This window comes from Providencia zhijiangensis (assembly GCF_030315915.2).
Classification (GTDB): Bacteria; Pseudomonadota; Gammaproteobacteria; order Enterobacterales; family Enterobacteriaceae; genus Providencia; species Providencia zhijiangensis.
The window spans coordinates 1,300,252-1,319,920 of record NZ_CP135990.1; the positions used below are offsets into that span (position 1 = coordinate 1,300,252).

26 protein-coding genes and 1 pseudogene are annotated in these 19,669 nt (G+C 38.8%); 20 read left to right on the forward strand and 7 right to left on the reverse strand.

Going from position 1 to position 19,669, the window contains the following annotated elements:
* Positions 1 to 12 precede the first annotated feature (12 nt).
* The 8 genes from QS795_RS05795 to QS795_RS05830 all read left to right on the forward strand — a co-directional run bounded on the left by QS795_RS05795 (position 13) and on the right by QS795_RS05830 (position 5,029).
* Positions 13 to 708: a Rha family transcriptional regulator gene (locus QS795_RS05795; protein ID WP_286272662.1), complete on the forward strand. Its 696-nt coding sequence runs from the start codon at positions 13 to 15 to the stop codon at positions 706 to 708.
* 1 nt (position 709) lies between these two features.
* Positions 710 to 1,801, forward strand: coding sequence for a host cell division inhibitor Icd-like protein (locus QS795_RS05800; protein ID WP_318627024.1), 1,092 nt, complete (start codon positions 710 to 712; stop codon positions 1,799 to 1,801).
* On the forward strand, positions 1,798 to 1,992 hold the full coding sequence (locus tag QS795_RS05805) for a hypothetical protein (RefSeq protein WP_036983497.1): 195 nt from the start codon (positions 1,798 to 1,800) through the stop codon (positions 1,990 to 1,992). The genes QS795_RS05800 and QS795_RS05805 overlap by 4 nt, the downstream gene beginning before the upstream one ends.
* Positions 1,989 to 2,168 carry a hypothetical protein gene (locus tag QS795_RS05810; protein ID WP_318627025.1) on the forward strand — a complete coding sequence of 60 codons (180 nt, stop codon included), beginning with the start codon at positions 1,989 to 1,991 and terminating at the stop codon, positions 2,166 to 2,168. Before QS795_RS05805 ends, QS795_RS05810 begins: the two co-directional genes overlap by 4 nt.
* Positions 2,165 to 2,374, forward strand: a complete 210-nt coding sequence (locus QS795_RS05815; protein WP_004906529.1) for a hypothetical protein — start codon at positions 2,165 to 2,167, stop codon at positions 2,372 to 2,374. The genes QS795_RS05810 and QS795_RS05815 overlap by 4 nt, the downstream gene beginning before the upstream one ends.
* Complete coding sequence (locus QS795_RS05820) at positions 2,371 to 2,844, forward strand: ORF6N domain-containing protein (protein ID WP_318627030.1); 474 nt, start codon at positions 2,371 to 2,373, stop codon at positions 2,842 to 2,844. Before QS795_RS05815 ends, QS795_RS05820 begins: the two co-directional genes overlap by 4 nt.
* 67 nt (positions 2,845 to 2,911) lie before the next feature.
* Positions 2,912 to 4,080, forward strand: a protein-coding gene (locus QS795_RS05825) for an IS3 family transposase (RefSeq protein WP_166685554.1) whose coding sequence is annotated in 2 segments (ribosomal slippage) — positions 2,912 to 3,161 and positions 3,161 to 4,080 — 1,170 coding nt in all. Because the reading frame shifts where the segments join, the coding sequence is not laid out codon by codon here.
* Positions 4,010 to 5,029, forward strand: a complete 1,020-nt coding sequence (locus QS795_RS05830) for a hypothetical protein (protein WP_318627031.1) — start codon at positions 4,010 to 4,012, stop codon at positions 5,027 to 5,029. The genes QS795_RS05825 and QS795_RS05830 overlap by 71 nt, the downstream gene beginning before the upstream one ends.
* 1 nt (position 5,030) lies before the next feature.
* On the opposite strand, the gene QS795_RS05835 is transcribed toward QS795_RS05830, so the two are convergent.
* Positions 5,031 to 5,393 (reverse strand): hypothetical protein, encoded by a 363-nt coding sequence (locus QS795_RS05835; RefSeq protein WP_286269179.1) that lies wholly within the window; start codon positions 5,391 to 5,393, stop codon positions 5,031 to 5,033.
* A gap of 451 nt (positions 5,394 to 5,844) precedes the next feature.
* Between QS795_RS05835 and QS795_RS05840 the strand changes: the two genes are divergently transcribed.
* A complete protein-coding gene (locus tag QS795_RS05840; protein WP_036983508.1) occupies positions 5,845 to 6,237 on the forward strand; it encodes a terminase small subunit in 393 nt (130 codons plus the stop codon).
* A gap of 263 nt (positions 6,238 to 6,500) precedes the next feature.
* Here the strand turns inward: QS795_RS05840 and QS795_RS05845 are convergent, their stop codons facing one another.
* Together QS795_RS05845 and QS795_RS05850 are read right to left on the reverse strand one after the other, a co-directional pair.
* Positions 6,501 to 7,133, reverse strand: a complete 633-nt coding sequence (locus QS795_RS05845; RefSeq protein ID WP_286269182.1) for a hypothetical protein — start codon at positions 7,131 to 7,133, stop codon at positions 6,501 to 6,503.
* 57 nt (positions 7,134 to 7,190) lie between these two features.
* Positions 7,191 to 7,610: a hypothetical protein gene (locus tag QS795_RS05850; protein ID WP_286269183.1), complete on the reverse strand. Its 420-nt coding sequence runs from the start codon at positions 7,608 to 7,610 to the stop codon at positions 7,191 to 7,193.
* Between the two features lie 797 nt (positions 7,611 to 8,407).
* Between QS795_RS05850 and QS795_RS05855 the strand changes: the two genes are divergently transcribed.
* The 3 genes from QS795_RS05855 (at position 8,408) to QS795_RS05865 (ending at position 10,065) form a co-directional block, all read left to right on the forward strand.
* The gene (locus tag QS795_RS05855; RefSeq protein ID WP_036960459.1) at positions 8,408 to 8,596 is read left to right on the forward strand and encodes a hypothetical protein; all 189 of its coding nucleotides are present in this window, start codon (positions 8,408 to 8,410) and stop codon (positions 8,594 to 8,596) included.
* A gap of 425 nt (positions 8,597 to 9,021) precedes the next feature.
* Positions 9,022 to 9,636: a hypothetical protein gene (locus tag QS795_RS05860; RefSeq protein WP_286269184.1), complete on the forward strand. Its 615-nt coding sequence runs from the start codon at positions 9,022 to 9,024 to the stop codon at positions 9,634 to 9,636.
* Positions 9,637 to 9,879: 243 nt separating this feature from the next.
* Positions 9,880 to 10,065: a hypothetical protein gene (locus QS795_RS05865; protein WP_286269185.1), complete on the forward strand. Its 186-nt coding sequence runs from the start codon at positions 9,880 to 9,882 to the stop codon at positions 10,063 to 10,065.
* A gap of 62 nt (positions 10,066 to 10,127) precedes the next feature.
* On the opposite strand, the gene QS795_RS05870 is transcribed toward QS795_RS05865, so the two are convergent.
* Positions 10,128 to 10,691, reverse strand: coding sequence for a hypothetical protein (locus QS795_RS05870; RefSeq protein WP_286269186.1), 564 nt, complete (start codon positions 10,689 to 10,691; stop codon positions 10,128 to 10,130).
* Positions 10,692 to 11,583: 892 nt separating this feature from the next.
* Between QS795_RS05870 and QS795_RS05875 the strand changes: the two genes are divergently transcribed.
* The 3 genes from QS795_RS05875 (at position 11,584) to QS795_RS05885 (ending at position 14,601) form a co-directional block, all read left to right on the forward strand.
* Positions 11,584 to 12,129 carry a GNAT family N-acetyltransferase gene (locus QS795_RS05875; RefSeq protein WP_286269189.1) on the forward strand — a complete coding sequence of 182 codons (546 nt, stop codon included), beginning with the start codon at positions 11,584 to 11,586 and terminating at the stop codon, positions 12,127 to 12,129.
* Between the two features lie 59 nt (positions 12,130 to 12,188).
* Positions 12,189 to 12,653 (forward strand): GNAT family N-acetyltransferase, encoded by a 465-nt coding sequence (locus tag QS795_RS05880; protein ID WP_286269191.1) that lies wholly within the window; start codon positions 12,189 to 12,191, stop codon positions 12,651 to 12,653.
* A gap of 532 nt (positions 12,654 to 13,185) precedes the next feature.
* The gene (locus QS795_RS05885; RefSeq protein WP_036951608.1) at positions 13,186 to 14,601 is read left to right on the forward strand and encodes an NAD(P)/FAD-dependent oxidoreductase; all 1,416 of its coding nucleotides are present in this window, start codon (positions 13,186 to 13,188) and stop codon (positions 14,599 to 14,601) included.
* 138 nt (positions 14,602 to 14,739) lie between these two features.
* Here QS795_RS05885 and QS795_RS05890 read toward each other — a convergent pair whose 3' ends face one another.
* The gene (locus QS795_RS05890) at positions 14,740 to 15,237 is read right to left on the reverse strand and encodes a hypothetical protein (protein WP_286269194.1); all 498 of its coding nucleotides are present in this window, start codon (positions 15,235 to 15,237) and stop codon (positions 14,740 to 14,742) included.
* A 201-nt stretch (positions 15,238 to 15,438) separates the two neighbouring features.
* Between QS795_RS05890 and QS795_RS05895 the strand changes: the two genes are divergently transcribed.
* The 3 genes and pseudogenes from QS795_RS05895 (at position 15,439) to QS795_RS05905 (ending at position 17,238) form a co-directional block, all read left to right on the forward strand.
* Complete coding sequence (locus QS795_RS05895) at positions 15,439 to 15,765, forward strand: hypothetical protein (RefSeq protein WP_286269196.1); 327 nt, start codon at positions 15,439 to 15,441, stop codon at positions 15,763 to 15,765.
* Positions 15,766 to 15,941: 176 nt separating this feature from the next.
* Positions 15,942 to 16,624 (forward strand): annotated as a pseudogene (gene can / locus QS795_RS05900) (carbonate dehydratase).
* A 185-nt stretch (positions 16,625 to 16,809) separates the two neighbouring features.
* Complete coding sequence (locus tag QS795_RS05905) at positions 16,810 to 17,238, forward strand: TOBE domain-containing protein (protein ID WP_272521226.1); 429 nt, start codon at positions 16,810 to 16,812, stop codon at positions 17,236 to 17,238.
* Positions 17,239 to 17,286: 48 nt separating this feature from the next.
* Here the strand turns inward: QS795_RS05905 and QS795_RS05910 are convergent, their stop codons facing one another.
* Positions 17,287 to 17,886 (reverse strand): TetR/AcrR family transcriptional regulator, encoded by a 600-nt coding sequence (locus QS795_RS05910; protein WP_286269203.1) that lies wholly within the window; start codon positions 17,884 to 17,886, stop codon positions 17,287 to 17,289.
* A 2-nt stretch (positions 17,887 to 17,888) separates the two neighbouring features.
* Entirely contained in the window at positions 17,889 to 18,443 is a 555-nt protein-coding gene (locus tag QS795_RS05915; RefSeq protein ID WP_286269541.1) for a dihydrofolate reductase family protein, read from the reverse strand.
* 271 nt (positions 18,444 to 18,714) lie between these two features.
* Between QS795_RS05915 and QS795_RS05920 the strand changes: the two genes are divergently transcribed.
* Both QS795_RS05920 and QS795_RS05925 read left to right on the forward strand, forming a co-directional pair.
* Complete coding sequence (locus QS795_RS05920; protein ID WP_154604212.1) at positions 18,715 to 18,981, forward strand: DUF2798 domain-containing protein; 267 nt, start codon at positions 18,715 to 18,717, stop codon at positions 18,979 to 18,981.
* A gap of 61 nt (positions 18,982 to 19,042) precedes the next feature.
* Complete coding sequence (locus tag QS795_RS05925) at positions 19,043 to 19,366, forward strand: YnfA family protein (protein WP_154604211.1); 324 nt, start codon at positions 19,043 to 19,045, stop codon at positions 19,364 to 19,366.
* The last annotated feature ends 303 nt before the right edge of the window (positions 19,367 to 19,669 follow it).

The following is a 19,669-nucleotide window of genomic DNA, read 5'->3' on the forward strand; positions in this document are numbered from 1 at the left end:
CGGAATAAGAAAATGAAACCAAAAAATTACAGCTTAATTGCTGGCGGATTCGCTCACCCTGAAATCAGCGACGAACCTATTTTAATTCAACACAGAACCGAGCCAAGAATAGATAGCCGCCTGTTTGCTAAACGTATCGGAATTAAACATAAGAACCTTTTTGAATTAATTAAAAAGCACATAAAACAGCTAAGAGAGTTCGGCTCACTGCCTACGTTTGAAACGGAGTCAGTGAAAGAAGTAGGGGCGCGAGGTATTAAACACAATCGTTATTACCTACTCAATGAAAACCAATTTGATTTTATGTGCCGTATTGTCCGTGGGCGTAATCATGAGCAGATGACACAATTCAAGATGGACGTAACCAAAGCATTTAGTAAGAAGCGCGCTGCTGAACCTATCCGTCGTGAATATCTGCCCCATTACCATGAGTCACGCGACGCACTCAGAGACTTGGGCGCAGAAAAATATCATTACATCAATCTAGCCCGTACAGAGAACCGATTAACAGGGTTGCTCACTGGCGAACGTGCCAGCGCAGACGAGCAACAATTAGGTTTATTAGTCTGTATGCAGAAAATCGAACAGGCAGCGTTTCAGGATGCTATTGATTCGGGTTTATCGGCTACTCAGGCATTGCGTGAAGTCAGTAAACGCATTGAGCAGTTCGCTAGCTTAATGAGTCCTACGGTGCGGATTGGTGGCTAATATGATGAATATCGCAGCTAATGCCTACCAAGTGAATGATTCCCTACTGGCAGGTAATAACGTATGTTCAACTTACACTAATCAGCCGATTACCGTAGCTTTAAACTACGGTATTACTGACAACCAATCAGACAAACTTTCGTCCGATCACTCGGTCAATATTTTGGCTCAGCAATCAGCTAAAACTTTAGCCGATGTATCAGCGAAAATTTACGCCAATCAATCGCCCAAATTTACGGGAAATCAATCAGGGAAATATTTCCTAGGTCAATCAGCAAAACATTTTGCCAATCTAAAACGTGGGGAATTTACACCATTTGCGAAAGGTGACTTTTCTCATCTTTCTAAAGAGGCTAATTATCCTCATTGGCAAGGTTTAATCGGGGTCACTACACAAGACAGAATTGAGTTTTGTCAGTCCATAAAAAAAGAACAAATTGAGTTTTTTGAGTCCATAAAAAAGGGCAGCCAATCGGCTACCCTTGGAAACGTCGATATTGAATACCGAGCAAGTGAGAACTATGAGGATAGTATTCATCTTGTTATCGGTAAAGATAATAACCTTGAGTTAATACAAAAATGTGCAATACATCACTTGCGCTTATGGGTAATTGTTGGCTATAGTAAAAACGCACTAGCAAAATCTAGTGTCAGGATTTGCACCCTGAACCCGTACAAGGCGACACATGACGCGCCTAGCGTCTTTTTTTGTGTCTATGCCTACGCATACCTACGATTTACGGTATTATATCGCCCAAATTCAATGGTGATGCTGGCAGGGCAACCGAAAGGTTGGCTGGTATCCTTGTACGCCAGTAGTGCAAACCCTGTCAGTGTCACCACCCCTATAGAGATTTGCACCTCTGGTGGTGACTCCTTAGCACAGTACAAGGAGATCATCGTTATGATGGCAACCCCTACCCAAACTCAATTCAAATTCCTGTTTTTGAGCATTAAGCGCTCAGATACTACTGCTAAACCTTGTCGCATTGCTGTTACAGCATCGAACGAACACGATGCAAGACTCATGCTTGTACGTGATTACATTCTGTCATTCGCTGGTCGCTTACCTGCTCAGGAGGTGACAGCATGAGCGCAGATATCACTATCCATCAAGCAGCTGAAAAAGCACAACAGCTAGAACTGATTAGCCTGATGCTTCCTAATTATCCTCGCAATTTTACGCCAAGCGATATCGTCGCTATTTCCTCACTTATGACGGAATTATCCGGTGATGTAGCGGCATTCTTGAACGATGTGGCAGCACAGGAGTGTAAGGAATGAGCAAGCCAATTTCTTTAGATGTAGCCGCATACAAGGCACAGCAAGCCAATTCATTAATCACAACGATATTAGAACAGGCTCAAGGGAACTGTTCGAGTGAGTTAGTGGATCTCATTTCTATTGCTTGCGATTTAAGCGGTGAAATATGCGAATCCCTCGAGGAGGCGACCAAATGAAAACAATCAAATTAAAAGTTGGTCACTTATCTACCTTGGAAGAGGTTGAGCATATCAACGAAGAACTCCAAGCATTGTTAATCCCACTGTTAACGGCTGTAGAGAATGAAGCTGATACAGATACACATTTTCTACTTAGAGCAGTTAATCGCCTTGTACATGCTCAAGGGAAAGAAATTACTCGGTTAGCGGAGGTGATGAAATGAGACAGGTCACTATCAATGCCACCAGCTTAAGCCCATTCATGTATCAAGGTAAGCGAGTAGTTACCTTTGCCATGATTGACAAGGTACACCAACGCCCGAAAGGTACAGCAAGGCGCACATTCACTAAGCATAAACGCCATTTTATTGATGGAGTTGATTACTTTTTGTTAGGTCAGGACGTATTACGTCCATACCTTGATGAAAATATCACCAAGTACACACCAGAAATAATGGTGTTGGCTGAATCTGGTTATCTCATGTTGGTTAAGCCATTTACCGATGATTTGTCGTGGCAGGTTCAGCGTTCAATGGTTAACAGCTACTTTCGTCTGTCTGAGTTTCCCGAAATTAAACATATTCAAATCCCCACGCTGGCGGAACTTGAGGCCATGCCAATTGGTGAGGCTCAGAACTTAATTAGCCGTTTAGAAGCTGACTCTTATCAAGGTCACGGTAGACGCGGTATGTAGTGGTTTAATAAATTTGGCCACCTGAACAGAGGTGATATGCTCACCTCAGAACAACACAGGTGCCTTAATGAAAAAACGAAATTTCAGTGCAGAATTCAGACGTGAATCAGCCCAGCTGGTTGTGGATCAGAACTATACAGTTGCAGATGCCGCGAAAGCCATGAATGTCGGGCTTTCCACCTTGACGCGGTGGGTAAAGCAATTACGGGACGAACGGGCAGGCAAAACACCGAAAGCATCCCCTATCACGCCGGAACAAATTGAGATACGTGAGCTGAAGAAAAAAATTCAACGTATTGAAATGGAAAACGAAATATTAAAAAAGGCTACCGCGCTCTTGATGTCAGACTCCCTGAACAGGTCTCGGTGATCGGGAAACTCAGAGCGCATTATCCTGTGGCCACTCTTTGCTGCGTGTTCGGAGTTCACCGCAGCAGCTATAGATACCGGGAAAACCGGCCTGACAATCCGGACGGCAGGAGAGCCGTATTACGTAGTCAGGTTCAGGAGCTGCACGGCCTCAGTCATGGCTCAGCAGGTGCAAGAAGTATCGCTGTAATGGCAACACACAGGGGCTTCCGGATGGGACGATGGCTTGCCGGACGGCTAATGAAGGAGATGGGGCTGGTGAGCTGTCAGCAGCCTGTTCACCGGTATAAACGTGGCGGTCATGAACACATTGCTATCCCGAACCACCTTGAGCGACAGTTCGCAGTGACAGAGCCCAATCAGGTATGGTGCGGCGACGTAACGTATATCTGGACCGGTAAACGCTGGGCATACCTGGCCGTTGTACTCGACCTGTTCGCAAGGAAACCCGTGGGCTGGGCAATGTCATTTTCTCCGGACAGCAAACTGACAACCAAAGCGCTGAAAATGGCATGGGAAATACGAAATAAGCCATCCGGGCTCATGTTCCACAGTGATCAGGGTAGCCACTATACAAGCAGGCAGTTCCGACAGTTACTGTGGCGATACCGGATAAAACAAAGTATGAGTAGGCGTGGTAACTGCTGGGATAACAGCCCGATGGAGCGCTTCTTCAGAAGTCTGAAAAATGAGTGGGTGCCGGTGACCGGCTACATCAGCTTCAGTGAAGCAGCCCATGCAATAACGGATTATATCGTCGGGTATTACAGCGAAGTCAGGCCGCATGAATATAACGGTGGATTACCACCAAACGAATCAGAAAACCAATACCGGAAAAACTCTAAAACCGTGGCCAATTTTAGTTGACCACTACACAACATGGGATGCTTTCGAAAGAGCCTTACAAGGTGATGGAGATGCTTACTGGAAAGATGGCAAGTGGATTGATAACCGTGGAAAAGGAAACGGGCAGTTATTATCTAGCGATACATTGGATATACCCACAGGTGACGCAACTAGGGATGCTTTAGCGGCTAAGGTTTCCCGTGGGGAGCTTTCACTTGATCAGGCTAATGAAAAGTTAGCTGGTAACAAGAGTGATGACAACAGTGTTTCATCGACGCATGGAGAGCGAGGACTAAGGTATAATAGTCCGCTAAATTTGGCCTATGCAAAACAGAATGGCGCATCAAATGATGGTGACGGATGGGCTAAATTTGATAGTCCTTATGATGGAATAAGAGCTAGTTCTAGGCAGCTAATGATGTACTACAATGGCACATCAGCAGCCGCGGAGTATAAAAAGTTACAGACCGTCTGGGATATTATCCATAAATGGGCACCAAAAGGTCATGGTAAGAATGATCCAGCGTCATACTCAAAAACCGTAGCTGGCAGAATGGGGGTAGATGTTGATTCTGTTTTAGATTTGAATAATCCGGCGGTCATGTACTCATTGATTAAAGAAATGTCTAAAGTAGAGAATAATAATAAATATCCATATTCTGAGGCTCTATCCATGGCGGCCATTCAAGGTACTGGCGACCCTATGCAGAACGCCATTAGCAATATTCAATCATTCAACAAGCAGATATCGACACCTTTTGCAGCGGGTGTGAATGGCTTAGCTAAGGGATTCTTAGATCAATCTAATGCGCTTAAATCACAAGCCCAAACAGTCAACAATAACCGCACGGATATTAACGTCGGCGGGGTGAGTGTAACCACAACCGCAGCAACCTTGACAGGGGTTAGTGAGGACGCAGTAGGCGCAGCCATGAGGCAGGTGTACCAATTAGTGCCGACACTTAGTTAGCTTACTTGCAAGAAATTGGGTTTGTTACTGGATCCCCTGGGTTTTCTGGGGTTCCATTTTCTCTTAGTTTGAATTTTTGGTGAGTGGTAATTTTAGTGTCACCTGAATTATAGAGCCTAGTCACGGTCTGATTGTTCGGGTAACCATATAGAAAATAGGTATCAACATTATTATTAACATTGACCTTATGGCTGGCAATTACCAATTTAGTCGGTTGATCATTAACTCTTACTTCATCAATCATCCCATTCGTATCATAAACTTGAATGAATTCATTACCACACGTAAGTGTCATCATGTTAGCTAATGATAGAGATGGAGCGATTAAAATTAATAAGGGTACTAAAGGAGATTTAAGGGGCATTATTCTTCTTCTTTCTCAAAAAAACAGAAAAGACATGATAGCTTAGTTTACAGATTAACTCATCAATGTTGACATATAGAGATAATCCTCATGGGGGCTCATGCAGCAAAGCATTAAGAAAAAACGCAATCGCTACTTTAACGGCACGCCGACAACGCGCTTAATCGTAACGTGTGAGCAATCCGTTATTGACGCAGTAGATGAGCATATATTGATAAACTATATCAGGGCTGGCAATCGTGCAGAGTTCGTGAGACAGGCGATAATTGAGAAGTTACAGCGTGAACTTTGATGATTAATGGAGAAGTACGCGCGCGCGCGAGGGAATGATGATTTTCGGGCACGTTATAGGTTATTTATTCGTATCGTAAAAAGTAACTTTGATGATTAAAGGAGTCCATAAAAAAGGGCTGAATTAGCGACAAATATAGACATTAAATGAGGGGGCTAGATGCTAACAACTAAACAAGAAAATTTCTGCCTTGCCTATATTGAAACGGGCAACGCAAGCGAAGCCTATAGAACGGCATACGACACGGCAAAAATGAAGCCTGAATCAATCAACAGGAAAGCTAAAGAGCTATTGGACAACGGCAAGATTACGGCAAGGGTGAACGAGCTACAGCAAGATATTAGAACAAAGCACGATATTACCGTTATGATGTTATTGGATGAGCTGGAAGCGGCTAGATTGAAAGCCCTGAATGCTGACACGCCTCAAGCATCGGCAGCAGTAGCGGCAACGATGGGGAAAGCCAGATTGACAGGGCTGGATAAGGTTCTGGTTGATTTAAGTGCCAATGTGAAAGTAGAGACACGCTCAATCAAGGATATTTTTGATTAAAACCTAAGAAATCCTAAGATTATTACTGGTTGGATATTAACAATTGTAAGCGTTCAGATGCTTACATTTGCTAACGTTACCAGATGGTAAGGCTTTTTGTTTAATTCGGGGCAAAGTAAAACAAAAAATAGCTTTGAATATACTATTAACATAGATGTTTTATATATTAACTACATGTATAAATTGTAACCAAATACGGAATGGATGGTGCGAAATTTGAGCTGGTTAAATGCCTCACCTTTCATGTATAGGTATCATTACAATTACTCGTTACATTTAGCTGGTTGCCATGAAAATCTATTTATATCATTCAGAGCAAAATCTCCGCAGTAATAAACATCCTTAGGAAATTGGCTTGTTCGTATTTCGTTAATAGAGTTAGATAATTTATGCCAAAAACCTGATTTTTTTGAGGCATTAATAGTGCTTAGTTTTAAATCCATTATTTTTTTAGTTAATGAAGCGAAGGTATTACAATCAGTATTTTTTTGAAAATTAATACCGTCGAGGCAATAACCAGTCATCATATGACAATTATTTTTCCTTATATGGTATTCGATTGTTTGGTTATGTATTTCAAGCGCTCTGCTTACTGCGTCCTTAAAGTAAATAACTTCACCATCAAAGCAAGGAGTGTAGATATTGATACCAGTTCGTAATGGGATATCTTGTTTGTATGCTCCGAAAAGGAATTTTTTAGTGGAAACTAAATTGATAGTGCCGTCGCCATATAACTCTATAACTTTATCATCGCCAACATATATGCCCGAGTGTTCAACAATAAGAGCCAATTTAACCACGACAGGACATCCAGGTACTAGGTCAACTTCATCTTTTAAAAAATTCCTTGTGAAAGAAAGTCTTGATTTATCATCGTAATAAGTGGTTATTGTCATTTGTGCACAGCATCCTATGTAAAATAAATTTAGTTCGGTAGTTGTTAATTTTAACAATTAATCAGCTAACTTATGGCAAATATCTTTATGACGCTTCCACGCTGAATAAATATCTTTATCCCACGCTTTACCACCTTTAGTTTGATATCCAGCCTCATTAATTCGCTCAGCAATAATGCGCCCGTTATCTATCCCCTCTGATAGCACCAAATTAACCACAGAAACGACAGCAGACTCATTATAGGTATAAGGTGGGATATCTGCCTTACCAGCAATCAAAGATGCTACAGACGATTCTAGGCGTTCCACCAGCGACAGCATACGAGCGTCTGGATTACTGTCTGGGCGGTTTAACTTCTCTTTGATAGCTGAGACTATCCACGCCGTTTTATCAGTACCTGAGTTCGATACAGCATCATTAAATAGGGCTTGCAGCTCAGCAGGTAAACGAAAGGCAATAAGATTAGATTTACTCATGATAATAGTCCGTTATTAACTCAATGATTGCTTATTATATCAGCGTATAACGGTGTTATACAGATTTGAAAATGTAAAATTGCTGGCGGATTTAACGAGTAATTCTATAACTTAAAGTTAGGGTAACTTTTTGTAGAATAAGCAAAGCTCAAAACTGCGCTTTGTACTGGGAGGATTATTCCCATAGTTGGAAAAGGTGACAGTTGAAATGCTACCCTTGATACTAAGGACGGCCTGAAATGAAGCTCTCATATCAAAACCACAAATTAGTGCCTTTAGCCAAAATAGCTAACCTATAAGAAAACACGGTGTAGTTATTTGATATCAAAAAGAATCGCATTAATAACGTACCAAAATGGTACTGGAATAAACCACGGTGGTGCTATGGTGTTGCTATAGTGATTGTAAGGTATCCGCTTTGGTATCCACCGAAAGGCTATATTTTACTGGATACTTCATCCACTGAATGTTGACAATTGTTGACATCAGAACCAGACAAAACCAGACATGAGAACAAAGTAAATGTTGTTAATTGTTGTGGACGAAAACTTGTCAAAACTTGTCATCGTGTCAAACAAATTTATAAGCCCGTCCAAAATTAAATAGGTACGCAGTAGGTATGTGTTTAATTCTCGCATTTCGCTATAATCAAATAAAATCATGATGTTGTGTAAAAGTACGCAGAATGGTACGCAGCAAAACAACATGTTTTATGCTAGTGGAATGATGGGCTTTGATTGTTCCAATTCAGCACAATCAAGGTATAGCGATAATCACAACACCTTTGAGGTATAGCCATGTTACAACGTGAAGCAATAGAAGCCGTTATGATGGAGTTAGCCCACCAGCAAGGTCAATCACTCAATGGACGCGATAGGTTAGCCATCAGAACAGGTGTAGCGCAGACAATACAGGCTAAAGAACGCCACAGACGAAGAATGACAGCACCAACCTACCAATGGACGAAGCCAGCACCAAAACGGTGATGCGAAGATAATCGCAATGGTCAAATATTAAGCGATGCAAGAAAAAGTGCGACGGTATACAGGCTATAGGTTCCCTTGAAATCAAGGAGTCATGAGGCTCTGAAATTGGAGGCTCGTCACTGGCTGGCAATATTCTAGTAATGACCATGAGATAAAAGTAACCACCAAAAGTAACCACAGGACAAATTTGTCCTCTGGGAATTAATCCCACAGTGCAAATAAGCACTCTGAATAAATATCAACAAGTTACTGTGACGCAAATATGCGTTACCTATGAAATCAAGCGCTTACATTGTGCTACCTTCATTAGTGAGGGAACCAAATTAAATGTTACCAATCAATCGTATTTTGGTTATAGAATTAAGTATGACAAACTTCCTGTAATTACTTTGCGTTATTTGGTTATGCTCCAAAAGGAAAATTAGATGATTCAATGGATTAAGGAGTCTTTAAAATTTAGTGATTTATTAATTCAAATCACTGCAATTTTAGGGATATTAGCGACCCTACGGGCAGCATATATTACACTTAGGAGTAAAAACATTAATGAACAGAGAATTATTTGGCGAGAGCATATACGAAAGTTGGCATTAATTGTTGCAGGGAATGGTAGCATAAAAAGTAAACAGGACGCATTGAATGAGCTGAGCACAAGACTTAACCCCTGTGATATGTTTGATAAACAAATTTTAGAAAAAGCTCATATTTTAGCTGCAAATAAAAATGGATCGCATAAAGATAAAAATGAATTTATCAACCTTGTTAGTTTGTTACTTAAGCATGACTGGGAAAGGTGTAAACGTGAAGCTGAATTCATTCCTTGGTGTTACGAAGTAGTAATAATGGATAGAAATAAAAAAGAAACTTTAACTTTAACTGAGAATACCACTCTAATAGAGGTACGCCTTAAATTGCGAGTTATGTTGCTATGCGGTGTTTGCAAAAACATTATTTTAGCATCAGTTATTTGTATTTTGATTACAATAGCTTTAGCGTGTATTTTATGGATTTTGAATACATTGGGTAGTTATACTATGTAACTTCATGATGCGGGATTATCCCGTATCATCATGGATAAATTAACGTTTAGATCTCATTAGAAATTGGAACTATTATCTTATTTTCCTGAATCTCACCAGCATTTTATTTTAATCAGTAGCTTATATTACGATGGTATTAAGATGAATAAACCAGATATGAGAAAAGCAAAATCAATTAGGATCACCACGTCAGGAACAGTAATAAAAGCCCCTGAGAGAGTTAAAACAGCCACAGGTAAAGTTATGGCTACAATGACTATTCAGGCGGAGAGTGACAAGCGTAGCCCGTACCCATTAAAGATAGTAGCATTCGATATTAACGCGTTGGAGCTTATGACCTACCAGAAAGGAAACAAAGTCACGGCTACAGGTCGCTATGAATGGTTTAATGGTTATCAGCTAACAGGGGCGCAGCTAGTTACTTGTTAGTAAATTTGAGATAAATGCCACATATGGGTGGCACTTAGTATAATTGCTTGTTCAATTGCGTTCTAATTTTTGGGTTTGTATACACCAAAAACTACTATTGGTAATACAGCCAATCCAACATTAGTTAAGCCCCAATAGTTGCGACCTTGGTTCCTGATAAAATTTGCACAACCTAACCTTTCGAGATTTTGAAGAAGCGATTGGGTATCTTCTATAGTAATGCTTAAGGATGTTGCGATATTCTCAATAGTTAAGCTTGGAAGAGGATTTAAACCTAAATACGTCAAAACACCTTCTAATTGATTGTTTTCTTTAATGCTTGCAGCTATTTCATCAATATTTATTTTGGGCGAGGCTTTTTCCACTTGTTTTGTAGCCTCCTGAATGTCTTGCATTACCGTTGCGCCAATTTCAAGTTTAGCACCAGGTAATCCAAGTTTAATATTTTGTACTATCTGTATTTTAGGAATTAAAATTCCTAGCACCCCAGTTATGACAGAAATTGCCATTTGCATCGGTTTATCGAAATATCCAAATAGGGATGAAAGTACAAATAAACAAAATATGGATAAAATTAAAACTATAGTATCAGTCCATTTTGAATCAATGTTATTAATGCCGTTCATTTTTCATACTCTCATTTGCTTAAGGGGTTAGATAGCTAATAATAAGGATATTATAATACATAATATTATATTCAGGTTTACCTAAGAGCCTATCTCAATAGGAGATAAATTCATGACCTTACCCATCCATATTAATGCTTAAAAGTTAGGCTGTATAAGGTTTTGGTTACAGTGATAATATATTTTTTATGCAGTAATTAAGCCCTATTGAGATGGTTCTAAGAATATAATTTATCTAGTTTAGGTAAAAAGATTCTTCGGTTGCTATCATTCCGTTTGAAACGGAGGAGTGGAAAACACGAATAGAACTATTTCTGGTTGGTGTTTCATTATCTGCAATGAAATCACCAATTGATGATATTTATGCAATTATGTTACTGGAAAGTGTAGGGCTAACATTGAGATTAAAAATCACCTCAAAACAGGCGTGACAAAAATATTAGGGGGTACATTTGGGGGTATCTATAAAATTAGAATTTAAATAACTATTTATTATCAATATATTGGTTATCATGTATAGTTCTCTCCTCCGCCATCTTCACTTCAAATCAAGTCTCCTGAAGTCTTTCAATTCCAAATAAATCCCAAAGTTTATCAAGCACTCTAGCAAAATTTCATTCTACCGACGTTTACTGATACTTTTCTAAATCGCTACGATTTCGCAATGCAATACCGGCGGTTTATGGAACTAACCAATAAAGCAATTAAGTGCGCCAAGCTAAAAGACATTGTCCATTCCCTATTAACTAAGTCCTCTATACTTAAACTAACACCAAATTATCTGAGAAATTCAAACCAATCCGCTGGATTTTAGTTACAAGCAAACTCAATTAAGACATAGTTAAATCTAATTATATTCTGTGTAACGGTATCTCTAATTTGAGGCCTCAATATGATAATTAATTGCTATGATAAAAAAATAAATGAAAATAAAATCGATGAGCTTGTTAATGTACTTTATAAGTGCGTCCTTGGAGGTGCGAGTGTTGGATATACTGATGCAGAAGCTCAAATTAATGAAATGAGAAACTATTGGATTGGCGTCAATCATTCGTTATCAACAAATAGTTTTAAGCTGATCTCAGCAGAGCTAGACGATCAAATCATTGGGGTTGTTGGTCTTGAATTATGTGCTAAACCAAATGGTAAACATCGAGGAGAAATCTGTAAGTTATTGGTGTTACCTGAATATAGGCGTAAAGGGCTTGCAAGAAAATTGATGCAAGAGGCCGAGCAAGTTGCATGGAACTCAGGATTGAGGCTTTTAACATTGGATACAAATACTAAAGGGATAACGGTTAGCTTATATAATTCCCTTGGATGGCAGATAAGTGGTGAAATTCCAGAATTCGCTCAATCGGTTGGTGGTGTTCTTGAATCCACGACTATTATGTTTAAGCGTAAACCCGAAAATGGAATTAACATACACTATCCCTAGAGATGTAGGATGATGTCTTATTTTTAAATATTATGATAAAAACTAACAATCTGATTTATATGAAAATAAAAATAAAACCCTACCAACCTCAGAATGCAGAAAAACTGCATGAAATATTTTATATCTCAGTTCATCGGGTTGCAGCTACATATTATACTGAAAAACAGCTTGAAGCTTGGGCGCCAGATTCATATGAGCGTGAGCAGTGGCAAAATAAAATGGATTCATTAAAGCCGTTTATTGCCTATATTGATGAAGAGATTGTTGGATATGCAGATCTTCAGGATGACGGGTATATTGACCATTTTTTTGTTGCTAAACCTCGCTATGGAATTGGCTCTGCACTTATGAATAAAATTCTTGAAGTGGCTAATACCAAAAGCATCAATAAGCTATGGTCACATGTCAGCCTGTCAGCTGAAGAATTTTTTAAAAATCATCAATTTGAAATAATTGAACGTCGAGAAGTTATTGTGAAGGGAGTGCTACTTCATAATGCAATGATGGTTCGATTGACATTATAGCTAAATGGCTCGAAGTATTGATTGATACCTTGATATGAAAAGTCGACCTCTAACGTTTTTGTTCTGTAGTCATAATTCACGAAATCCAACATCTATTCTGTAATATCAATATATAGCTTACCCATACGCTACTCATAAAACCTGTATTTCTTACTAAGATAGTGAGTGATTTAGATGTAATCACATAATGTTAGCCTTTAAGTGAGATTATTTCATAGCTATAAGCATTAGTTGCTAATGAATAATAATCTAAAAATGATGGATTTTTATGTATTTCCCTTTGAAATCAAAGGGCTATTGATTTCGCCAAAAAAATGCAATTAAATCAATGATTTTCAATGGGATAATAAGGTGTTTAAAAATTAACAAATGAAGTTTTTATTTATTTTGAACTGAGTAATTAGACAAAAAAATGGCAATACACACAAAATAAACATGATTTACTAATAGTTTACGAATGATTAACAAATAATATAAAATGGCGAAATTGTTAGGTAAGTAATATTGATCGTGTATAAGGAATAGTGTCGAAATGGCAATAACCAGAAGAAAATTTATTATTGGTGGTTCTGTAGTCGCTGTCGCAGCGGGAGCTGGTATTTTAACTCCGATGTTGACTCGTGAAGGGCGATTTGTTCCGGGTAAACCACGTGTTGGTTTTGTTGAAGGAACGCCTGGCGCATTGCCACAGCAATCTGATGTTGTTGTTATTGGGGCTGGTATCTTAGGTGTAATGACGGCGATTAACCTTGCTGAACGTGGCTTATCTGTCGTGATTGTAGAAAAAGGGAACATTGCGGGAGAGCAATCATCTCGATTCTATGGTCAAGCAATTACATACAAAATGACCGATGAAACCTTCTTATTACACCATTTAGGCAAACACCGCTGGCGTGATATGAATGCGAAAGTGGGTGTTGATACTACTTATCGTACTCAAGGCCGTGTAGAAGTTCCTCTGGATGAAGAAGATCTGGTTCACGTTCGCCAGTGGATGGATGAGCGCCATAAAAACGTTGGCTCTGATATTCCATTCAAAACACGCATGATCGAAGGAAGCGAGTTAAATCAGCGTCTTCGTGGTGCGAAGTCTGATTGGAAGATTGCAGGTTTCGAAGAAGATTCTGGTAGTTTCGATGCGGAAGTTACCGCATTCGTTATGGCAGAGTATGCGAAGAAAATTGGTATTAAGATCTATACCAACTGTGCAGCACGTGGCTTAGAAACTCAAGCGGGTGTGATCTCGGATGTTGTGACTGAGAAAGGCGCAATCAAAACTTCTCAAGTTGTTGTTGCGGGCGGCGTTTGGTCTCGTCTGTTCATGCAAAACCTGGGTGTAGATGTTCCAACATTACCAGCTTATCAATCACAACAATTGATTAGCGCGGCACCAAATGCACCGGGTGGAAACGTTGCTCTGCCGGGCAATATCTACTTCCGTGAACAAGCCGATGGAACCTATGCAACTTCTCCACGCGTGATCGTGGCTCCTGTTGTTAAAGAATCCTTCACTTATGGCTATAAATATCTGCCATTGTTAGCATTGCCTGACTTCCCTGTTCATATTTCATTAAACGAACAGCTGATTAATTCGTTTACTCAAGAAACCAGCTGGAAATTAGATGAAGTTTCTCCATTCGAGAAAAATCGTGATATGACGGCATTACCAGACTTACCAGAACTGAACTCATCTCTGGAAAAACTGAAAACTGAGTTCCCTGCATTTAAAGACTCTAAATTAATTGACCAGTGGAGTGGGGCGATGGCTATCGCACCAGATGAAAACCCAATTATTTCTGAAGTTAAGGAATATCCAGGTCTGGTTATCAACACGGCAACTGGTTGGGGTATGACTGAAAGCCCAGTTTCCTCTGAAATGACCGCAGATATCTTGTTAGGTAAAGAGCCAATCATTAACCCGAAAGCATTTAGCCTGTATCGTTTCTAAGTTAATACAGCCTTAAAAATATTAAAGCCCTCATATTGAGGGCTTTTTTGTATCGGCAGAAAGTTAAAATTAGATCAAAACAGTGCAACAGTTCTTTTATCATTTCTCAACGATATTAGGTTTGACTGAAAAGCAACCTTACTCTAAATCACCAAAATGCTGGGTAAACTGCGTTTCATATTGACCAATAAATTGCTCTAGTTTTACTGGGGTATCTCTGATATTGGTTTCGGTGATCCCTGATTTTGCCATTGCCGCTTTTAACTTGGCTTCAGTGCCATCATTGATATCAATATTTGCAATAACAAGGAAAATGGTTTTTAAATCATCACAACCGCTTTTTGTTTCACACACTTTCGCGATTTTTTGCTCATTAGACATATAGATAGAATAGCTAAAGGCATCTTTGGTACACACAACATCATTTCTCTCTTCTGAGGTCATATCTTTAGTTATGGCACTGAAAACGCTATTAGTGACCTCAGTGTAGTTTGCAAAAGAGGTACTATTTTTAGGGGTTGGTAAACCGCTTTTTGTTAAACTTTGATCCGTCACAGGTAAACAGCTTGAATTAGCCATTGCTCCAGAAACAACCGTACCGCTTAAAATAAGGGATAAAAGTAATTTTTTAAACATAACAAACCTTTCGTTTTTGAAATGATAAATTAACGTACAATTTAAGTGTCATGGAGGATATAGGATTAACGGTAATCTTTAGGTTTTATTTAGACTTTGTAATTGATATCTAATTATTTTACGGAGTTAAGATTTTTAGGTGTTTATAAAGATTGTTTAAGCATACCATTGGCACGATATTTTTATGGCAGAAATGAAACAATGTTAGCAAAATACATATTAGGCACCATGAAAAAGCAGGCCGCATGTGAAGTTATTTTTGATCAGCGCCAGCAAGATACCCAGTCGGAAGTTATGCAAGTTATCCGGCAGTGGCGTTTCCATGATGGTGTTATTCTTCAATGTACTGAAGAAATTGAGCTTTCCATTCCAGACAATGATAGCCAATGCCCTGAGCGCTGGATTATTTGGCAGGTTATTGATCCTGCGGAGCATCTTGTTTTACCTATCAGAAAAGAGTTTTTTAACGCATGCCAACAAGCCTTTTGGCTAAAAATGCAAATGGCGGAAGAATCAAGCGAAAAATAAGCAAATTAATGACGAATGTAATGTAGAGGCTATCATTGGTTATGAAGTGTTTTTTGCATATTAACCGATTGAGAGTAATCTTCTGGTAAATTTAGGTACATTAATTAAATTGACTGCGTTTTTATAAACAAGTTTTAAATATCATCTATAGCAAGATTTGTAAGTGAGCGTGCCACATGGCGATGGATAAAATTAAAGAACTATTTGTGAATAACAGGGAATGGGCAACGTCGATTAAAGAACAAGACCCCGGCTTTTTTCGACAATTATCAAAAGACCAACAACCTAAATTTTTATGGATTGGTTGCTCAGATAGCCGAGTACCTTCTGAAAAATTAATTAAAGTTGGCCCCGGTGATCTGTTTGTTCATCGAATATCGCGAATCTCGTGGTTCACACAGATCTCAATTGTTTATCTGCTATCCAATATGCTATTGATGTGCTTAAAGTGGAGCATATTATTGTCTGTGGACATTATGGCTGTGGTGGTGTTGAGGCTGCGATTAACAATAAGGAATTAGGTTTAATTGATAATTGGCTGCTGCACATTCGAGATATTTGGTTTAAACATAGCCGAATGTTAGGTGAGCTCAAACCAACAGAGCGTATTAATCGCTTATGTGAATTGAACGTAATTGAGCAAGTTTATAATCTGGGCCATTCCACTGTATTGCAATCTGCATGGAAAAGAGGGCAGGATATTATGGTTCACGGTTGGATCTACGGTATTAATGATGGTTATTTGGTGGATCTGGATATTACGGCGGATAGCCGAGCAAAACTGGAGCTTTGTTATCGCGAAGCGATAGCGGCTTTAACCACAAAAGCACCGTTTACGACAGGTTGTTCGGCAAATTAATGCCATAAAAGCGCATCACAGTTAAATTTATCAGCGATTTTTTCTACAAAATGACGGGGTTATAGCGTTAATTGTGATTCATTGCTGATTTGTAAAAATGAGGAAGCTGGGTAGTTTGTAAACTCTATTTAAAAAGCTTACTATCGTTTCAATATTCACTCGTCTTCCATTAAATGGGGTTTTCTATGTCAATTTCAGCACGTAATCAGCTGACAGGAACGGTCGAATCAGTTTTGGCTGGTGCCGTTAATGATGAAGTAGTTTTAAGCTTAGGTAATGGTGAAACAATTTCTGCAGTGATCACGAAAAATAGCACCCAGCTGCTAGGCTTGGCAAAAGGCAAGCAGGCTGTTGCCATTATTAAAGCGCCATGGGTTGTCTTAGTTTCGGATGATCACGAGTATCTCTTTTCGGCTCGTAACCAGTTCACTGGGCGTATTGATGCAATTGAAACGGGCAGTGTGAATGCGGTTGTCCATTTGACGACTGGGGCAGGCACTAAATTATCTGCAGTGGTAACAAATAACAGTGTTGCTGAGATGAAATTGGCGGCAGGCAGTAAAGTCACGGCTATCGTGAAAGCGTCTAGTGTGATTTTAGCAACGAAAAAGTAAGTTAATTCGATGAAGAGAAAGGGGAAACCGCACTTTCTCTTTTAATTTTTATTCTTTTATTCTTACCAATAAATTATCGATAGCTTGATGATAATAAATCAGCTCATTTTCCTTTCTATTTTCTTCAGTATTAGTTTTCCTTTTTGCTACTGCTAGTGCAGAACCATGAGTAAAATCAACCAAAATATGTACCCAAAGTGTGGCTTGCTCTAGAGAGTATTTTAATTCCATCGCAAGCTTGATAAGGGTATTGGTTATTCGCAGTGCCTCTTCAGGAAAAGCATTTGGGTGATAAAATATTGATAACGTTAATTCAGGATAACGCACAATACGTTCTCGATATTCAGTTAATAGGTACTTTATTTGTTCGATGGGTGTTCCCGATAAACAAGGTATTACCTTAGCGTAAACCTGGTTAGCAATCGCTTTGACTAAACACTCTTTGTCTTCAAAATAGTAATAAATTGTCATAGGGTTAATGCCCATTTCTTTGGCGAGCGCTCGCATACTGAGTGCTGAAAATCCATGGGAATCAATAAATATTATTGCCGCACTGACAATCGTCTCTGCTGATATTTTTGGTTGTTTCTTATTTGGGCGTCCTACCGACCTCACTGTTTGTGTTTTTGCTATCAATGCTTTATCCATTATTATTGACCTTCATTCGAGGACTTTTTTATTTCATAGTGGGATTGGATAAATCCAGAATCAAAGATTTTAGTTTGTGTATGGTATAAGTGAATATCGTTAGGAATTTTACCAAACAATGGGCGACCAGTACCCAATAAAATGGGGACTCGAGTGATGATAAGATCATGGATCAATCCTTCAGAAATAAAAGATTGAACCACTTTTCCGCCATCAATATAGGCGTGATGATATCCCTCTGCTTTTAGCATCTGCATGACTTCTTTAGGGGATAGGTCAACGAAGCGTACTTTTCCTATTAATTCTTTAGGGATAGCTTCTTGAGTGAGTATTTTTGATAGTACAATGACCGGACGATTATAAAACCAAGGTTGAATATGTTTTATTGTCTCGTAGGTGCCTCTACCCATAATAATCACATCAATATTAGCAATAAATGCATCATAACCGTGATCTTCACCAGTTGAATCTAATTCAAGTAACCAGCTGATATCGCCGTTTTCACGAGCTATAAAGCCATCAAGGCTGGTTGCAATAAAAACATGTCCAGTAGTCACCACTGCATTCTCTCTCTGATTTATTATACGATGTATAATAAATGGATAGGTAGAATTTGCAATAGTGAAGTGCTTAATTTCTTATCAGGATAATCTGCATAAAATTGAGTAAATAGGATGTTAAAAGGTGTATTGACAAAATATCATTAAAGATTAGAATGATTCTCAATTGGTCTCTATGACTCGTAAGCGTTTACGTTAATCAACGCATATAACTTTGTTGCACCAACAGTTATATGCTGTTGTGTATCCGCTGATTAATGGAGACTGTATGTCCTTTCAAGATCGTAACTATATTTTAGGTATTCCTAAACTTCCTATGCGTGCCCTGTTTTTTCTGGTGCCTTTCTTTTTATCTTTGGTGATGAGCGGCATTGTTTCGCTAATAAGTACTCTTCGTGCACTGGGATTCACCTCCGAAATTTATGCGCCTTGGATTAGTTCATGGGCTATTTCATGGATGATTGCATTCCCAACCGTATTATTTGTTTTGCCTATTGCAAGACGTGTATCACTGCTATTTGTTAAGCAAGCTTAAACAATATGCCGCCGATTATTAGGTGGCATAAATAGTGATTTTATTGAGAAGAAACATTTTTATGTCATTAAAAATTATTGGATTATTTTTTTTAACTGCGCTAGCAGAAATTTTAGGATGCTACTTCCCTTATTTATGGATGAAAAAACAGGGGAGTATTTGGTTGTTAGTACCCACAGTACTCAGCTTAATGCTGTTTGTTTGGTTGTTAACGTTACACCCTGAAGCCAGCGGACGTATTTATGCGACCTATGGAGGCATTTATATTGTGACGGCATTGATCTGGCTAAAAGTCGTTGATGGTGTTTCCCTTGCCGCTACAGATTGGATTGGTGCGCTGGTGGTTTTACTTGGTGCGGGTATTATTATTAGCGGTTGGAAATAATAATTATCCATATATTAAGTTAATTTTAAATATCTAGCTTAATATATGGATTGGTTATTTATTTTAATGTAGGTATAAACCACAATATAGAAAACATTTTCTAATCTAATTAAAATTCATTTGCATTATCTTTATTTAACTTAATTTGTTACTTAATTCAAATAATCTATCTAATTGATCCAAATCAATTTAACAATAATTACTCATTAAGTGGTATTTTTAATGGCTAATTAACTACCTAAATGACATTAATTAACCTTTATTTTCACTTTCATTGATTTTAGGCAATATCTAATTACAAGT

Excerpts from the sequence above, each read along its gene's own strand:
- QS795_RS05920 (WP_154604212.1), top strand. The coding sequence starts at position 18,715 with ATGTCCTTTCAAGATCGTAACTATATTTTAGGTATTCCTAAACTTCCT.
- QS795_RS05860 (WP_286269184.1), top strand. The coding sequence starts at position 9,022 with ATGATTCAATGGATTAAGGAGTCTTTAAAATTTAGTGATTTATTAATT.
- QS795_RS05850 (WP_286269183.1), bottom strand. The coding sequence starts at position 7,610 with ATGAGTAAATCTAATCTTATTGCCTTTCGTTTACCTGCTGAGCTGCAA.
- QS795_RS05885 (WP_036951608.1), top strand. The coding sequence starts at position 13,186 with ATGGCAATAACCAGAAGAAAATTTATTATTGGTGGTTCTGTAGTCGCT.
- QS795_RS05810 (WP_318627025.1), top strand. The coding sequence starts at position 1,989 with ATGAGCAAGCCAATTTCTTTAGATGTAGCCGCATACAAGGCACAGCAA.
- QS795_RS05890 (WP_286269194.1), bottom strand. The coding sequence starts at position 15,237 with ATGTTTAAAAAATTACTTTTATCCCTTATTTTAAGCGGTACGGTTGTT.
- QS795_RS05925 (WP_154604211.1), top strand. The coding sequence starts at position 19,043 with ATGTCATTAAAAATTATTGGATTATTTTTTTTAACTGCGCTAGCAGAA.
- QS795_RS05820 (WP_318627030.1), top strand. The coding sequence starts at position 2,371 with ATGAGACAGGTCACTATCAATGCCACCAGCTTAAGCCCATTCATGTAT.
- QS795_RS05875 (WP_286269189.1), top strand. The coding sequence starts at position 11,584 with ATGATAATTAATTGCTATGATAAAAAAATAAATGAAAATAAAATCGAT.
- QS795_RS05815 (WP_004906529.1), top strand. The coding sequence starts at position 2,165 with ATGAAAACAATCAAATTAAAAGTTGGTCACTTATCTACCTTGGAAGAG.
- QS795_RS05835 (WP_286269179.1), bottom strand. The coding sequence starts at position 5,393 with ATGCCCCTTAAATCTCCTTTAGTACCCTTATTAATTTTAATCGCTCCA.
- QS795_RS05845 (WP_286269182.1), bottom strand. The coding sequence starts at position 7,133 with ATGACAATAACCACTTATTACGATGATAAATCAAGACTTTCTTTCACA.
- QS795_RS05905 (WP_272521226.1), top strand. The coding sequence starts at position 16,810 with ATGTCAATTTCAGCACGTAATCAGCTGACAGGAACGGTCGAATCAGTT.
- QS795_RS05800 (WP_318627024.1), top strand. The coding sequence starts at position 710 with ATGATGAATATCGCAGCTAATGCCTACCAAGTGAATGATTCCCTACTG.
- QS795_RS05870 (WP_286269186.1), bottom strand. The coding sequence starts at position 10,691 with ATGAACGGCATTAATAACATTGATTCAAAATGGACTGATACTATAGTT.
- QS795_RS05795 (WP_286272662.1), top strand. The coding sequence starts at position 13 with ATGAAACCAAAAAATTACAGCTTAATTGCTGGCGGATTCGCTCACCCT.
- QS795_RS05880 (WP_286269191.1), top strand. The coding sequence starts at position 12,189 with ATGAAAATAAAAATAAAACCCTACCAACCTCAGAATGCAGAAAAACTG.
- QS795_RS05910 (WP_286269203.1), bottom strand. The coding sequence starts at position 17,886 with ATGGATAAAGCATTGATAGCAAAAACACAAACAGTGAGGTCGGTAGGA.
- QS795_RS05865 (WP_286269185.1), top strand. The coding sequence starts at position 9,880 with ATGGCTACAATGACTATTCAGGCGGAGAGTGACAAGCGTAGCCCGTAC.
- QS795_RS05855 (WP_036960459.1), top strand. The coding sequence starts at position 8,408 with ATGTTACAACGTGAAGCAATAGAAGCCGTTATGATGGAGTTAGCCCAC.
- QS795_RS05895 (WP_286269196.1), top strand. The coding sequence starts at position 15,439 with ATGTTAGCAAAATACATATTAGGCACCATGAAAAAGCAGGCCGCATGT.
- QS795_RS05840 (WP_036983508.1), top strand. The coding sequence starts at position 5,845 with ATGCTAACAACTAAACAAGAAAATTTCTGCCTTGCCTATATTGAAACG.
- QS795_RS05805 (WP_036983497.1), top strand. The coding sequence starts at position 1,798 with ATGAGCGCAGATATCACTATCCATCAAGCAGCTGAAAAAGCACAACAG.